This is a genomic window from Paenibacillus sp. FSL R7-0331, assembly GCF_000758645.1.
GTDB classification, from domain to species: Bacteria; Bacillota; Bacilli; order Paenibacillales; family Paenibacillaceae; genus Paenibacillus_AQ; species Paenibacillus_AQ camerounensis.
The window spans coordinates 1,688,916-1,705,852 of sequence record NZ_CP009284.1; the positions used below are offsets into that span (position 1 = coordinate 1,688,916).

Sequence of the window (16,937 nt, forward strand, 5' to 3'; positions counted from 1 at the left end):
AGTTGAATAATGTAAAACGGTTTATTTTAGACCAACTAGGTAAACAAATTTTATCGCAGCAGGAAGCAGTACAATTATTAAGTGAATTGCAGAATAAAGAGACGGAGAGTACGCAGGAAATTGCTATTATCGGTACAGCTTGCAGGCTTCCTATGGCGAATAATCCAGAAGAATTCTGGGACAATTTGCTGAACGGAAGAACCTGTTTGAGCCCCAAGCCGGCAGACAAGCTGATCTACGAAAAAGTATTTAAAAATAAACATTATGCGGAATTTGTCGGGATGAACCAAATTACCGACGATCATGAGAATTTGGAAGATTTCTTAGGGTTGTTTGTTGAAGACATGGATAAATTTGATGCGAACTTCTTCGGTATTCCTCCGAGAGAAGCGAAATGTATAGATCCAGAACAGCGGGTTTTCATGGAAGTTGCATGGAGTGCGATTGAAGATGCTGGTTATGGGGCGGAGAATATTAAAAATACCAAAACAGGTGTTTTTGTTGGCAAGGATAGCACAACTACAACTGAATATAAGTACATTACTGAATGGGATCAAATGACACTGAGTGGAATCTGGAGCGGCATTCTTGCCAGCCGGATCAACTACATATTCAATCTGAAAGGGCCAGCAATGGTACTCGATACAGCTTGCTCCTCTGGGTTAGTTGCGCTACATGAGGCCTGCAATTCAATTCGAAACCAGGAATGTGAAATGGCACTTGCCGGTGGGATTTCTATTGGCTCAAAGGGTGCTAAATCGGTTAGTGAAACGGAAAAGGCAGAAGAAGAGGCTAATGGCGTTATGCAGGCTGTCTCATCAAATGATAACCGGGTACGTTCCTTTGACAAAAAGTCCAGCGGAACTGTTTTTGGTGAAGGTGTTGTCGTATTTGTACTAAAGTCGCTCGCAAAAGCGGTGAAAGATCGCGACCATATTTACGGTATTATCAAAGGCAGTGCGATCAACAATGACGGTGCTTCTAATGGTCTGACCGCCCCGAACCCGCTGGCGCAAGAGGAAGTGATCATTGATGCATGGAAACGGGCTAAAGTTGCGCCCGAATCTATTAGCTATGTAGAAGCACATGGGACGGCCACACAACTGGGTGATCCGATTGAAATCCTCAGTCTTTCGAATGCCTTTTCAAAATACACTGATAGAAAACAATTCTGCGGCATTGGTTCTGTCAAGACAAGTATCGGACATACGGTTGGAGCTTCCGGGCCTGCAAACCTGTTAAAAGTATTGTTATCAATGAATCAGCATACGTTACCGCCGAGCCTGCATTTCGAAGAGCCAAATCCGCATATTAATTTTATGGATTCGCCGATTTTTGTAGTCGATAAAGTCACACATTGGGAAGATAATGAGCAGCCGCTTCGTGCAGGTGTTAGCTCCTATGGTTTCAGTGGGACAAACTGTCATATGGTTGTTGAGGAATATCAAGAAGGACAGGACACGAAAACGGATATATCCAGGAATAATATTCTGACGCTATCTGCAAAAACAGAGACTGCCATGCTTAATATCATCAAGAATTACGATAAATACTTGGAGAATAAAACACAGTTAAATATTGATAATCTTTGTTTCACAGCCAATACGGGACGGGGAGATTACGGATATCGTGTGGCTATGGTTATTAATAGTCTGGAGCAATTGAAGGAAAACATCGCATTGCTTAGTCAAAACGGATTGAATTCCATTGAAGACAAACAGATCTTTTATAACAAGAATCACGTTGTATCCGACAAACGCCAGCATAAGCAGGAAGGAGAAATTACCGAAAGCGAGCTTCGCCACATCAAATCACAAGCCCAGAAAATTGCGGATACGTTGAAGGATCGTGAAGAGGACGAGGGCTATTGCTCAATGCTTTTAGATTTATGTGCTTTGTATGTTAAGGGGGCTAATGTAGACTGGACCCAGGTATACGGCCAGGGGCTTTATAGTCGTATTCCGCTACCAACCTATCCATTTGATAGAACTCATTACTGGGGCGATGTCAAAATTACAAAAATTGCAAGCGAGGATGCTGCAGCGAACAATCAGGCACTCCATCCTCTGGTTGAGAGATGTCTTGTCGACTCCATGAGACAAAACATATATCTGATGAACTTTAATCTTAAGAAGCATTGGGTACTGCAGGACCACAAAATTATGGGCGGTAATATACTTCCCGGCACAGCGTACATTGAGGTCATTAAAGAATCATTCCGGCAGTGCTATGACAACGAGAACGTTGTGATTAAAAACATTGTATTCCTTTCTCCGTTGGTAGTTTCTGCTGAAGATGAGGACATAGAAACTCATATCGTTATTACTAAGGAAGAGGGCGATGCAAGCTTCTCTGTTGTTTCTAGACATGCGAATGCAAATGGTGACACTTGGATTGAACATGCAAGAGGCAATGCATATTTTCATAACGATACCGTCGAAAAAACAGCTGAATTTAACAGCATTGTGACAGATCCTGAGGTGACAGTGCTTCCCTTAAAGACAACGTTGGAAGAGAACGCAATGAACGCCTTTGGGGAAAGATGGAACTGTGTACAGCATTTCTATCAGACTAAGGATGAGGAAGGCCTAACCATCTATACGGAAGTTAAAATTCCAGATAAGTTATCAAAGGATTTGGAAGAGTATGCCTGCCATCCCGGTTTGATGGATACAGCCGTCAATATGGCCACCATGCTGCTCTATCAAGGTGAAGAACACTTCTTACCATTCTCCTATAAGGGCCTGAAGTTCTACAAAAAGCTGCCGGGTCACTTTTACAGCAAAATCAGAAGAATTCCAAAAGGTAATGATTCCGAAATCATGAGCTTTAATGTGGTGCTTGCGGATATGGAAGGAAACATTATTGCCGAAATAGAAGAAACTTCACTGAAGAAGATCAATAATATCCATGAGTATGTAAATAATTCTTTTTATGGGGTGAGATGGGCTCCGCAAGCGGCGGATAAAAGTGAGAGCTTGATTCCCGATGGGGGTATCCTGATCTTTACGGATCAATCCGGGTTGTCAAGTAATCTAGCAGGTAGACTCCAGACATTAGATAACCAACTGTATTTTGTATCCTTCGGTGAGGCTTTCGCAAAGCTTGATTCGTCACACTACACCGTAGGTTCATCGGAAGAAGATTATTTGAAGCTTCTGGAATCGATCGGCCCGGAGAATATCTCAACTGTCTATCATTTGAGTACTATTAATTTTAACCAAACGGATTTTGCCCTTGAGCAGTATCCTGTAGTCTTAAATCAAGGCTTGTACTCCCTGGCCTACCTGACAAGAAGCTTTTTGAACATGAAAAATAACAATGTGAATTTTGTCTTACTGACTGAAAATGCTCATGCTATTGACAACGAAGAAGCCTATATCAAACCTGCTAACGCATCATTTTTAGCTCTGGCCAAAGCGACTCAAGCGGAATGCCCATTATACACATACAAATGTATCGACATCGACGATCTCACCAGTATTGACACAGTGATGAATGAAGCGCTTCGCATAGATAAGCAAGCCTTCCGTGTCGCTTACCGCAACAATGTACGCTATACCGAAATGCTAGTTACTATCGACGTTCAGCCTGATGATATTAAGGAAGTTAAAATCAAAAATGAAGGAATCTATCTGATCACTGGAGGGACGGGCGGTCTCGGCTTAGAAACTGCATTGCTTTTGGGAGATTCGGGACCATGCAATATCTGTTTATTAGGCCGGAGAAAGCTGCAGGAACGTTCCGAATGGCAAGCTGTGTTAGATAAAGAAGAAGACAAAAAAGCATGCAGTTTGATCCGCGGCATTCAGCGTCTTGAAAGCAAAGGATGTAACGTTATTCTACGGTATACAGATGTGTGTGATGCTGATCAAATGAATACTATCGTTGAAGAATTAAAGACGGTGTATGGCCGGATCAATGGGGTCGTGCATTGTGCCGGCGTTGCCGGAGATGGCTTTTTATTCCGCAAAGACATGGACAATTTTAATAGTGTCCTTACTCCGAAGGTCTTTGGCACTGTCATTATCGATGAATTAACAAGAGATCAGGAACTTGATTTCTTCATTCTGTTCTCCTCGATGCAAAGTTTGTTCGGCGGGCTCGGTCAAGGGGATTACACAGCAGCCAATGCGTTTCTTGATGCATACGCATCGTATCTTTCGAAAAAAGGGTTGGCAGCTCAGACCATTAACTGGCCTGGTTGGAGTGAAACCGGTATGGCGGTCGACTATCAAGTAGCTGATTCTTTAACAATGTTTAAATCGCTGGATACTCATGTGGCGATTAGTGCTCTGGACAATGTCATGAATTCCAAGTTAAGTAATGTGGTTCCGGGCCAGATCAATCTTGATATGCTCGGGCAAATCGGTGAAGACAATCTGCCTTTCGGACTATCTGAAGATTTACAGAAGAAAGTTGCACGTTATAAGAGAAAGAACAAGGATACAGGAAGTAAGGAAGTGAAAAAACTACTGAATCCAGAAGACTTATTGATTCTGGGAAAAGGTAAGGAGTACACTGAAGCGGAAAAAAATGTGGCCTACATCTATGCAATTACACTTGATTTAGATGAAATTGATATTTATGAAAATTTCAATTCTATTGGTGGCGATTCCATTCATGCTATGCAGCTGATGAAAGAATTAGGTTCCATCTATCCTGGAATGGTTGACATCTCGGACATTTTCACTTATCCAACAGTAGAAGAGCTTGCGGCATTTATTGACAAGAAAAGAGCTGCGGGGAAGGCTGATACGATTACATTGATGTAATAGTTGGAGTTGATTTGCCTGATATAGAAATAATTGGGCTTCTGAGTAACTTATGGCTGTACTTCTTTTTCCCCTCATCAATAACGTTCTCTTTCCGTTGTTGATGAGGGGCGACGGCCATAGTGTAATATATCTACCGAAAAAGAGTACATAAGGCGGGATGAAATGAAACCGATCAAATTATTTTGTATCCCCTATGCAGGGGGGACATCCGAAGTATATTGGAAGTGGAGAAAGTTCCTATCTAATCATATTGAATTGTGCCCAGTAGAGATTGCCGGGAGAGGAAAGCGAATTTGTGAACCGCTTCCCCAACAGTTTGAGGATGTAACTGAAGATTTGGCTTCCTCAATTATGAATCAGCTGGAATCAAACGAAAGGTATGCTATATATGGACATAGCATGGGATCCTTGCTTGCTTTTGAAACATATTACAAGTTGATGGAAAAAGGGTGTCATGCGCCCAAACATATGTTTTTTAGCGGAAGAGAAGCACCTCAGAGCTCTCATAAATCTGATAAGCCTATTTGCCATGACGCGTCGGATGAACAATTTCTACAAGTTGTATTAGAATATGGGGGTACTTCAGAGGAAGTTGTCCAGAATCAAGAGCTGCTTCAACTTTTCTTGCCAATTTTAAGAGCGGATTTCAAAATTACAGAGACGTACAAACACCAGGGGAAAAAAGAAAAAATTGCTTGTGACCTCACTGTGATAAACGGGACTAACGATCGAAGTATTATGAATTTTGATATAAATGAATGGCGGTTTCATGCGGAGAAGAAATGTAATATCAAAAAAGTAATGGGGGGACATTTCTTTATCATTGAAGACAGCATGTTGTATGTTGTTGATATCGTCAATGATGCACTGCAAAACGTGTGAGTTGAGGTATTAGCGATTTAACGGGAAATTTAGAATAAGGTAAACCTTGCGATTACAGTGCGTAAAAGCTTCTGAGAGATGAACCTCTTTCGCATTGAATCGCAAGGGAATTCCAAAATAAGAGAATAATCTTGGTTTAGATTTGTATTTTTTTCTCTAATATTAAGGAAGATACAAACAGAAACAATGCCGAAACCAGCAGGGATACAAGTAAAGTGATTGGTAGATATGAAGATAGATAATCAGAAGATATATATTCTGGCAGTTGAAAGGATAATTTAAAGGATAAGTTGGGATTCTTTGAAATGATATTGTGATCTGAAAACACCAAGCTAAGTAAAGGTGAGGCAAGCATAATGATCAGAAGAACAAAAAATCTCAATCTGGATTTGAATAACATTACCAAAGTAATGGTAATTGAGATGATTAAAGGACTTAATATTAGATATCCAAAGTAGTTCATATTAACTTCATAAAAGTAATTTCCTAAGGAGTGGCGGTTATTAAATAATTCAGGGCTGAGCCAATAGCTTTCAAGGCCAGTTGCAAGTGTGATTGCGTAGCATAATAAGAGTATTTTGAAACAAATGATCAATGCGGAAAGTGCTTTTGCACATAATAAATAATATCGGGGAAACGGCAACATTAGCCACCAGCTGATTGTTTGTTTCCTCCATTCTTTAATGGATAACCTTATTGAAACTCCGGCAAATACGAATATAAACAAAGGAGTGATCTTTAGCAAGTTGAGAGGAGCGATTGCTGTTCCATAGAGAAGGACTACGGTATACCATGTGAAAAAAAGGAGCAGCAGAAGAGCGGAAATCCATAAATATGCCGGTTTTCGATTTGATTTATCACCCAATAAACGGTCATTTTGCACAAGGCTCCAAAAAGAACTCATCGATAAATCCCCCTATATATAGTTTCGATTGATCCCTGTGTAGAACGCAAGTATTCTACATCCCCTGACAATACGTTAGCCCCATTGCGGATAAAAACAGCGTGATCGAATAATCCTTCTGTTTCGTGAATCTCATGTGTACTAATAATAAGAGTGGAAGAAGATTCAACCATATAGTCAATAATGACCTGAATGATTTGTTCTTTAGATACGAGATCAATACCTGAGAATGGTTCATCCAATAGCACAATTTTTGTATTCCGTGCAAGGCATAGCACAAGATACAGACGTGATTCCTGTCCTCTGGATAGTGTATGTACTTTTTGATCGGCATCCAATTCCATGAACTGGATTAGTTCCAAGGCCTTTTCTAAATCGAAGGAAGGAAACAAAACCTTGGAGAACTTTATAGCTTCCAATACAGTGTGATGCTCATACCATTTGGTTCGATCAGACAAAATAGTAATGTCATGATTTTGTTTCCAATTGATTTTTTCACCGAAAATTCGGGCCTCTCCATGATCAGGTTGCGTTAATCCTGCAATAATCTTGAGTAATGTGGACTTGCCTGCTCCATTCTGTCCAAGAAGACCAGTTATCTTACCGGCAGGAAATGAAGCTGTAAATTGATTAAGAACAAGCTTTTGCTTATAACGCTTAACCAGTTCCCTACATACAACAGCATCTGAATTAGTGACTAATGAATTAGGCCCATGAGTTATCAATTCCACTCAGCCTCCTCAATCAATGTTATAGCAGAGTCTTTCGTAAATCCTATGCTCTTTATGGACGTAACGAAGCTGCTAACGGCCTGAGTTGCCAGGGATCGTTGAAGTTCGTCCACTTTCTTCTGGGATGAGGTTACAAAAGTTCCGTGCCCTCTTCGAGTTTCAAAAAGATTATCCCGCTCCAATTCCTGATAAGCCCGCATGACTGTATTGGGGTTAACTTTTAGCTCTTTAGCTAGATCACGGACTGAAAGTGTTCTTGTACCCAATGGGATATGCCCCTGTGCAATGTCAAATCTAAATTGGTTGATGATCTGCTCATACAAAGGCTTACTGTAATCCAACTGGAACGTGAGGTCGCCTACTTGAATAATATCCATTTCACATCCCCCTCACTGACTATATGACTCCTCATGAATTGTATTATATATGTTAATACAAACAAGTCAATGCATTTACAGTATTTTGAATAAAAAGTTATCATTGACTTAAGTGTATTATGGTATATAATACAATTGTCGATACATAATTTGGTAAAAATTAAATTAATTCTACATTAAGGAGCTAAAAGGATGCACAGAATCACGAAATGGGCTATGGCGAACAAAGCAGCAATTCTGGTTATCGTTTTTTTAAGTTTGCTTGTCGGCATTTTCAGTTACTCTAAAATGCCGAGGGAATTACAACCTTCTATGGAAGTATCTACAATTAGCATCACAACAGTAGGACAATCCATGGATTCAAATTCGATGCTGGTATCTGCAACAGAACCGATAGAGAGAGCGGTAGCAAATGTGAAGGGGCAATCCTCTGTTATATCTACTACCGGGGACGGTTACTCCCAGGTCACGATAAAGTTCCAGCTCGGAATGAAGATGAAAGAAGCTGTTGCCGAAACAGAAAAAATTGTAAACGGGCTACAGCTTCCAACAGGGGTAAGCAAGCCTTATATTTATCAACCCAGTACAGACAGCATGCCGGTTTCTATCCTGGGAATCGGATTATCTGATCAAATGTCATCTACAGGAATGGATAAAATTAATAACGAAATCATCCCCCGATTACAGAAGATCACAGATGTAGGAAGCATTCGAAACACAGGTGGTGTTACGCAAAATGTGATTATTCGTGTAGATCCAGATGAATTGAGTAAACATCAAATATCAATGGAAAGCCTGATGAGCCTGTTAAGCGGCCAAAATTTAGTCGTATCCTTAGGCAGCCATGTGGTGGATAACACAGCAGTATCTCTTAAAGTTGTCGGCAACTTAAATGACTTACAATCGCTCGGGGAACTTAATGTTGCGGCTGATGTTAAACTAAGCGATGTTGCGAAGATCAGCCTTTCTAAAGATACAAAGACGATGACTCATTTAAATGGTCAAGATGGCGTTGTTCTTTTAGTGAATAAGGTTGCAGGCGGGAATGCTGTAGAGGTTGGAAAGAATATAGCAGCTGAAATTAAGAAAATGAACGAGGATTATAAGGGTGACATTGAGACATCCCTTGTTTGGTCGAGCGACTCTTTCATTACAGGTTCTGTTAATAGTATGATGCGTGAGGTGCTGCTGGGTACATTGTTCGCAACCTTGATTATCTTTCTGTTCTTAAGAAACTGGAGAATGACACTTATTACAATTATCAGCATACCATTGTCGCTGGCAATTACTTTATTCTTTTTATCGTTATCAGACATAAGTTTGAACGTAATTACTATCGGCGGTATTGCTGTTGCAATCGGACGATTAGTTGATGACAGTATTGTCGTTATAGAAAACCTATACCGCAGATCACAGATAGAAGGCTTTACCAAAGATGTCATTATCGACTCGGTTAAAGATGTCGCAGGAGCTATCACACTTTCAACTTTGACCTCCGTTTGTGTATTCTTGCCGCTTGGATTAGTTAAAGGCTTGTCCGCGATGGTTCTTCCCTTTGCTCTAACAGTAACCTATTCTTTGTTGGCTTCTTTATTTGTTGCTATAACGGTAGTCCCGTTGTTAGGTCATAGTTTCATGAAGAATGCCAAGCCAAAGAAGCATAAGCAGGTGAAATCGTATCAGGCCGTGTTAAAATGGACTTTGAATCACAAATTTATCACACTTGCAGCAACCTTTGTTCTATTGATTGGTTCTATCGTAGCTTATGGGGTTATACCTAAAGGCACGATAAATAATAATGATACCTCACAGATTGATATCAACCTGACTCTTCCAAGCGATACCCCTTATGAGACCGTCAAACAAACTGCACTTCAATTAGAAGATTTGGTAAGGCAGCAACCAGAAACCAAGCATGAATTTATTCATTTAGGTGTTAGCGAAGAGGACCTGAAATTAGGATCTGTTCAGTCGCCGACATCCATTGCATTTACCATCTTCTTAAAAGAGGATGCGAATGCAGATCAATTAATAGACAAAATTATTACCTTCAAAGATCAGTACCCAAATGCTGATTTTGAATATACGGAATCAAGCGGAATGAGTTCAGCAAATAATGCTATCGTTCTTGATCTTTCAGGAAGTCATCAGGAGGATTTGGAAGCAGCAGCTAAAAGTGTTACTGAAGCGCTGAACCCAATTGAGGGAATTCAAAAAATCAGCACTAATCTGACGGAGAAGAAAACGATCTATAGTATTAATGTGAATCCCGGCTCAACGAATGTTTCAAATCTGGCAATGCAATTAAATATGCAGTTGAATCAAATACCAATCGGTTCGATGATACTGGATGGAGTTGCGACACCGATTTTATTAGATATAACGAATCCATTACAAACCGGAGACAGCCTGCAAGATTTGAAAGTGATTGGAAAAACAGGTGAGATTGCATTAAGTAAAGTTGCGAAAATTGAAAAAACGGAGCAACAATCTACGATTCTTAGGAAGAACAGTCATGATTTCATTCGTATCACTGCTACTGTAGATGGAAGCAAATTAAGTACCATTAACAATCAAATTGCCTTGGAAACCTCGTCGCTTAAGCTGCCTGATGGAGTCTCCTTGGACATAGGCGGAGCAGGGGCACAGCAGAGTGTAGATACCAATAACTTATTCACAGCTATGATCGTTTCGATTGGTATTATTTATTTACTTTTAGTCATTATGTTTAAGAATCTTAGAATGCCATTTGTTATTCTTTTCTCGTTGCCATTCGCAGCGGTTGGTTCAATACTGGGTCTGATTATTAGTAGAATACCCGTAGATACGTTTGCCCTGATAGGCGCATTGATGCTGATAGGAATTGTAGTCACAAATGCAATTGTTTTGCTGGACCGGGTGAAACAGAACGAAAAAACAATGATCATACGAGAGGCTCTAATCGAAGCAGGAAATGTCAGACTTCGTCCAATCCTGATGACGGCTGCGGCTACCATATTTGCACTTCTGCCCGTGCTCTTTTCGAAACCGGAGCTTGGCAGTATCGTTTCAAAAGGCTTGGCAGTCGTCGTAGTTGGCGGATTGGCGGTATCAACATTACTGACCTTGGTAGTCGTACCTGTAATATATGAAGCTTTTTTCTTCCGGAAATCTAAACGACAACGATTGAATAACATGAATACGAGCGTAGAACAAGATCAGATAAATATGTAAGTAACGAAGCAAAAGGTGTCGATACTGCCTCCTGACGGGGAGAGTATTGACACCTTTTCTTTAGCGGATTCAACAATCCATGTTGGCTTGTTAGTTATAAGAGCCTGGACTATGTATATGTATTATATTTTTGCTGGAAATTGTTTTATAAGCTCATCACATGACTTTATCAATACAATAGAAGGTGGGTTTTGAGATAACGAACATAAGGATAGTTTGTAATCCGGATCAATATCGTATTGATTGAAAAAGACACAAGACGCCTCGTCTTGAGAGGTAAGTTTAAATACACCATTGTCGCAATGGATACTAAACGAGTTCAGATCTTGAGATAATCCTTTTCCGATATATTTGATATAGCTCTCTTTAAGGGTCCACAAGTCATAAAAATATGATAATTGCTTAATTGGAGGTTTTCTGATTAGATCGGTATACTCGTTTTTTGAAAAAAAGTATTCTGCTGTTGAAAGATCGAAAGGCTGGATTTTTTCAATATCAATGCCTATTGGGTTCGAATCGATGGCGAGTACAACCCAATGACCGGAATGGGATATATTAAAATGAAATGGTTCAGGATGTACTAGAAATGGCTTACCGTAACAATTGGAATTAAATTGGATGCGGTCATTGGGAAGTTGATACATCTCCATTACAGATGTCCGAACTAACAATTCGCCAAATAGTGTTCTTAACGCATCTTCGTATCGCCGAAATGAACGAACCTTAGCTTGTTTCTCCACTGGGAGGTGATCCAGTAATATATGAAAAGTATTAGAACTAAGCCTGTTATTAATTTCTAATGCGATAATTTGCGGCATGTTGTCATTCCCTTAGAAAAAGATAAGCTAGCACGGATTGTGACTGGAAATAATAAGGACTATGTATGTTTTTATGTAAATAATCTTCTCCCATCTTAACATAATAGATTGTAAACAACTAGGGCCTTACATTGTTTGGGATGAAAAAGGATCTGGCAATCTCGCAGAGTTAGTAGTCGGGGAGACATATCAAGCGCATCAGGAGAGGAGGGTTAATCACGCGCTCCTCAATCGCTCTTCAATAAAACCTACTTTTTCTTACGCTTGCTCAGGAACCCAACCCAACAACTAATAGCCGCGAGGAAAGTAATAATAACGGGTACCAGTTGATTATTAGTCAAAGTGCAACACCCCCATGTTGAAAATATTACCATTGGGTAATTTTGTATTATGTAATTAATATCACGAGAAGGGATAAAGCAATGATTCAATTGCTGACTGTATTTCAAATGGTTCCGTCGTTGTTTCGTATCTATTAAATACTTGTCCGTTCCGACCGATCACAAACTTTGTGAAATTCCACTTGATCCCTTGCCCGGTGTATATGTCAGGATACTTTTCCTGCAGAAAATGCTGCATCCATTGACCGTTCGAAGTCCGGGTATCGAAGCCTTGAAAGGGTGCTTGATTCGTTAAAAATTGAAATAATGGATGCGGGGTCTGCCCCCTAACCTCCACTTTCTCGAATAACGGAAACGTCACACCAAAATTGCGCACACAATATTCCTGCACTTCTGAGTTGTTCCCCGGCTCTTTCTCATTAAATTGGTTACAAGGAAAACCAAGGATTTCAAACCCTTGTTCACGGTAATTTTCATAAAGCGTCTGAAGACCGGCGAATTGGCGAGAATAACTGCACATACTGGCAGTGTTGACTATAAGGAGTACTTTTCCTTGGTATGTTGATAATTCTATAGTCTTACCACTGATTGTGTTTACTTGAAAACCATAAATAGACATCAGATCATTCCCCTTTATCAGAGTATATAAGCACATAATATGTTGTTATGACTTATAGGTCAAATATATGAATATAATTATATCTATAGGTATAATCAATAAGTCGGCCGATAATGTTACAAAGATATAAAGGGTGAAGAGGTACTCTCTGATGTAATAAATACCGGGAGCAGGGTGTCAACATTTTCTCTTATACTGGGTGGCCGTCATTCCAAAATATTTTTTGAACGCATTACTGAATTGTTCCGGTGTGGCGTATCCCACTTGGGCTGCAACTCTGCTAACAGAACTATCCGTTGTGAGCAGAAGACGTGAAGCGGCGCCCATTCGTGCCTGCAGTTTCTTGTCTTTGAAGGACATGCCGTACTGCTTGTGTACCATCCGCTCCGTCTGTCTGGTGCTCAGCCCCAACTGGCCGGCAAGCTGCTTCAGCGTAATGGAATCGTAATGGTATAAGAAGCTGTTTTCAATCATTAGCAGCCTGCTGTCATCAAGGGTCTTCAGCGGAAGGGATTGGGTGGGGGCATGATTCTGTCTATATTGTCTTACCAGCCGGATCACAATCATCTCAAGAATGTTGGTTGCCATATGATGAACACCGGCTTGCTCAAGAGAGAGCTCATCTGCCAGCAGTTGAAACAGATCGAGCATATTTCCGTTGTCTGTTCCGATCCAGAAGGGAGTGGACAGGAGCAGCTCCGGAAGAGCAGGCTCCTTGACGAAGCTTCGCTTGACTGGCGGAAGAATGGAGTTGCTAGGCAAAATCTCAAAGAAGATGCAATATTCTGCCATCGGATCCTCCGGGTGAGGAAGCTGTTCATGAACGATATCCGGTCCGGTCACATATATCGTGCCGGGTGTGATCGCATAACGTTCACCTTGTGCATACAGAATGCCCTGACCGGCCGGAATATAATGAAGCTCATAGCTGTTGTGGCTGTGGCTGTGCTCAGGCATCGGCCTGTAAAAATAACCGAACTTGACATACAATACGTTCAGCACCATTCCTTCAAGGTTCAGCTTGATATCCATATTCTCAATGTTGATGCTGGGTAATTTTATGTCCATAGATATTCCCTCCTGTAAAAATGCGACACCTTTCCGGCTCCATTGTCATCTCTAAGGATAACGAAACTAAACGCCCATTGATATAATTATTTTGCATTCAGCCTTAGCCGTTCAGGAGGAGTCCAGAGATGACAAGAGTACCAGACACAAGACGCATGTATCAAAAAGGGAATTACGCTAACACGTATACAGAGGTTCCTGCCGTCAATCCCGGTAATGCGTGGCGGGAGGGCATGATCAGCGGAAACGGGGAGAACGGGTATATCACCTCCGGCTCACCCTATTCGGACAGTTTTATTTTTCAGTATATGTGGTTTAATTACCCTTCCAAGGACCCCCGAGTCATTCCGGAGGAATTAACCGCTCAGCTCCCTGATGCCCGGCGGAACGTCTTCAGCCGCAATGATAGCTGGAAGATTACGGACGAGGCCGGCGGGACGAGAAAGAGAACCTTTTACTATAGCTACCATCCGGGACATCAGCTCAGAGTTAACATGTTCAATAAAGGAAGTTTTACCGGTTATGAGAGATGGACGAACTATGAAACAGCAGAGACGGGAGTGCGCTACAGCGATGAGTATGGGGAGTGGGTGCGTACATCTTTTACTTCCCGGGAGGATAATGTTTCAATTACGAAGCTCACTTCATCCTCTGCAGGGGCCAAGATTCACTTGACCCTCTCTATAGACGATATTTCCGCTTTGAGTGGGGCATACGCTGGTCCCAATGATTTGAAGGCACTCCAATATAAAAAGCTGGCAGACTCTAATGCGGATTATCTCGCGCAAGTCGTTCATTACCCCTCCTATCCGGGAAGTGAGCTGGCCTATGGAGGATACGCAGGCTTGACCCGGATTGTTGTAGTTAACGGTATTAAGGAAAAAGTAGTGCTGGATGACAGCACCCTTGAACCGATGAATGTGTCCGGTACAGTAAATCCTGCGGTCCAGGTTAAGGATGCCGATGAAGTATATTTCATTACACGCTCCAGAAGAACTCATTCCATGGGGAGAATAGAAGATTTCGCTGCAATGACTCAATATGATATTATAGACCAGCTTTTTCAAGACACTAATGCTGTTGTGCGAAAATATTCGGGTCTGGGCGGCCAATTCGATTATGATGCGGCTCTTGCTGCCCATACGGAGAAGCATTCAGCAGAGTATAGCGCAGTAAGCTTCAGCATTGAAGGCGACGAGCAGGATAAGGACGCTGATAATCCGGCCTTAATCCGTGCGCAACAATCAGCTCCGCAAAGAGTCAATCATGCTTTTATGGAGCAGGTGTATAACCAGGGCAGATATGCCATGATCTGCTGCAGCGGCGCAAGCGCACCGCGTTTGTATGGAATGTGGACGGGGGAATGGAACCCCGGCTGGCGCGGGATCTATACACTTGATGCCAATGTGAATTTGCAGGTTGCCGCCATGAATACAGGGCATTTGACACAAGCGCAGCTTGGATATATTACTTTTTTCTTGAGGAATACTCCCGATTTTGAATACAATGCGCGGATGGCGTACGGCATGCATGATGCGCTGCAGGTATCCGTTAACTCTGACGGCGACCGCGGGATGCACGTAGAATATGACAATGATTACCCGTTTGAATATTGGAACGCGGGGGCAAGCTGGTGTCTTTTGCCTATCTATGAGTACTGGCAGTGTTACGGCAATCAGCAGATTCCGATTAACGGCAACATGCGGTTCGATGAACTGAAACCGGTTCTTGGTGTTAATAATGGCGGCCTGGGCGATGAGGAATTCACGCAGCTTGTAGAACAAGGCTATTTGAATCTTGACGGGGATATTCTGCTTCCCCTGCTGACCAAGCAGGCTAACTTCTGGGAGCAGCTCTGCACGCCGGAATACTACACGGATGTTAACGGCAACGCATGTCATCAGCACGGCAAAACGCTACTAAATCCGGGTGAACAATACCTGATCATTCCAACGTATTCTCCCGAGAATCATCCGATTGGTTATAACAGCACAATTACAGCTAATGCCACCATGGATATTTCAGCCGCACGGGATGGTCTATCCATGGTCATCGCTATGGAGCAGGCAGTCAAGAGGGAAGGCTATGAACACGCAATCGCTAGATGGGAATCACTGCTTAAGCTGCTGCCGGATTATAAATACGATTCGGACGGTGCCTTACGCGAGTGGGCCATGAATGAATATACGGAGAATAACAACCACCGGCATTTGAGTCATCTCTATGCAGCATGGCCTGCCTATGAAACGCAGAACAATCCGGCATTGGCCCGGGCTGCGAAGACCGCGATCGCTAACAGGGATCAGTATAACACCGGGGATGATACTGCCGGACATGGCTGGATGCATAAGGCGCTGGTTCAAGCCAGGCTGAAGAATGGTGACGGTGTGCTCGCATCACTGCTTCCAATGATGAGGGATGCCGGATACTACAGTTCCTTAATGACAGATCATGATTCTAACAGAAAATGTAACTGTTACTGCTCGGATACCTCCTTCGGCGCAGTGGCAGCTATCAATGAAGCATTATTATTCTCGAATACCGGAGAAATAGAGGTTCTTCCGGCTTTGCCTTCCGATTGGCAAACCGGCGCTATAAATGGACTTATGGCAAGAACAGGGGTCGAGGTTACGACATTATCCTGGGATTTGCCTGCAAGAACGGTACAAGTGACACTGAACTCTCTCAGGGAGGATAATGCCATCCGCTTAAAGTTAGGGCTTCCATGGACAAAGGCTATGGTTAACGGGAGTGAAGTGAAGATAGAGAGTAATGAACAAGGGAAGCATATTGAATTACTCCTTAGTGCAGGGGTAGAGGTTACTGTTATCTTTTACTCGAGGTCTGTCTTTTGACAGACTCTTTTTTTGCGTTGAGGGTTACCGGTATCTCTGTGTTGCTCTCTTCTCATGGAGCGCTTAGAGAAGGGTTAAGTCAGTGGTCCTATGAGGTAAGTGGATGATGATCAATATGTTAATGATAATACGCTCACTGCCAACATCACGAGATTACGGCAACAGCTTTCAGCTCTCCATTTAGCCGAAGGGATTGTAACTAAAAAAGGTCTTGGATCTATGGCCGTTACGCTTTAGGAGGTTTCCCATTGTTCATAGCTTATCTCGTTTATAAAAAAGTTGAAATGCCATCGAATTAAACGTTAATGGAAATTGTTGACCGATCCGAATTACTAATAGTGAAATCACTCT

Annotated in this window: 10 protein-coding genes; 4 read left to right on the forward strand and 6 right to left on the reverse strand. The window is 41.9% G+C overall.

Translation table 11 applies throughout. From position 1 onward, the window contains the following. Positions 1-2: 2 nt before the first annotated feature. Both R70331_RS07115 and R70331_RS07120 read left to right on the forward strand, forming a co-directional pair. Positions 3-4,775, forward strand: coding sequence for an SDR family NAD(P)-dependent oxidoreductase (locus R70331_RS07115; protein WP_156131086.1), 4,773 nt, complete (start codon positions 3-5; stop codon positions 4,773-4,775). Positions 4,776-4,940: 165 nt separating this feature from the next. Further along, the gene (locus R70331_RS07120) at positions 4,941-5,660 is read left to right on the forward strand and encodes a thioesterase II family protein (RefSeq protein WP_042174073.1); all 720 of its coding nucleotides are present in this window, start codon (positions 4,941-4,943) and stop codon (positions 5,658-5,660) included. 136 nt (positions 5,661-5,796) lie between these two features. Here the strand turns inward: R70331_RS07120 and R70331_RS07125 are convergent, their stop codons facing one another. Genes R70331_RS07125 through R70331_RS07135 form a run of 3 tightly spaced genes read right to left on the reverse strand, consistent with a single transcriptional unit; the run spans position 5,797 to position 7,672 of the window. Continuing rightward, positions 5,797-6,564 carry a hypothetical protein gene (locus R70331_RS07125; protein ID WP_042174075.1) on the reverse strand — a complete coding sequence of 256 codons (768 nt, stop codon included), beginning with the start codon at positions 6,562-6,564 and terminating at the stop codon, positions 5,797-5,799. Next, positions 6,561-7,295, reverse strand: a complete 735-nt coding sequence (locus R70331_RS07130) for an ATP-binding cassette domain-containing protein (RefSeq protein ID WP_231576419.1) — start codon at positions 7,293-7,295, stop codon at positions 6,561-6,563. Before R70331_RS07130 ends, R70331_RS07125 begins: the two co-directional genes overlap by 4 nt. Continuing rightward, a complete protein-coding gene (locus tag R70331_RS07135; RefSeq protein WP_042174077.1) occupies positions 7,286-7,672 on the reverse strand; it encodes a GntR family transcriptional regulator in 387 nt (128 codons plus the stop codon). The genes R70331_RS07130 and R70331_RS07135 overlap by 10 nt, the downstream gene beginning before the upstream one ends. A gap of 192 nt (positions 7,673-7,864) precedes the next feature. Here R70331_RS07135 and R70331_RS07140 point away from each other — a divergent pair, with 192 nt between their 5' ends. Further along, positions 7,865-10,885 carry an efflux RND transporter permease subunit gene (locus tag R70331_RS07140; RefSeq protein WP_042174080.1) on the forward strand — a complete coding sequence of 1,007 codons (3,021 nt, stop codon included), beginning with the start codon at positions 7,865-7,867 and terminating at the stop codon, positions 10,883-10,885. A gap of 122 nt (positions 10,886-11,007) precedes the next feature. Here the strand turns inward: R70331_RS07140 and R70331_RS07145 are convergent, their stop codons facing one another. The 3 genes from R70331_RS07145 to R70331_RS07155 form a co-directional block, all read right to left on the reverse strand. Further along, positions 11,008-11,703 (reverse strand): 4'-phosphopantetheinyl transferase family protein, encoded by a 696-nt coding sequence (locus R70331_RS07145; RefSeq protein WP_052418958.1) that lies wholly within the window; start codon positions 11,701-11,703, stop codon positions 11,008-11,010. A gap of 402 nt (positions 11,704-12,105) precedes the next feature. Then, positions 12,106-12,663 carry a glutathione peroxidase gene (locus tag R70331_RS07150; RefSeq protein WP_042174082.1) on the reverse strand — a complete coding sequence of 186 codons (558 nt, stop codon included), beginning with the start codon at positions 12,661-12,663 and terminating at the stop codon, positions 12,106-12,108. A gap of 177 nt (positions 12,664-12,840) precedes the next feature. Further along, a complete protein-coding gene (locus R70331_RS07155) occupies positions 12,841-13,731 on the reverse strand; it encodes a helix-turn-helix transcriptional regulator (RefSeq protein ID WP_052418959.1) in 891 nt (296 codons plus the stop codon). Between the two features lie 128 nt (positions 13,732-13,859). Here R70331_RS07155 and R70331_RS07160 point away from each other — a divergent pair, with 128 nt between their 5' ends. Beyond that, a complete protein-coding gene (locus R70331_RS07160) occupies positions 13,860-16,586 on the forward strand; it encodes a glycosyl hydrolase family 95 catalytic domain-containing protein (RefSeq protein ID WP_042174084.1) in 2,727 nt (908 codons plus the stop codon). Positions 16,587-16,937: the final 351 nt, after the last annotated feature.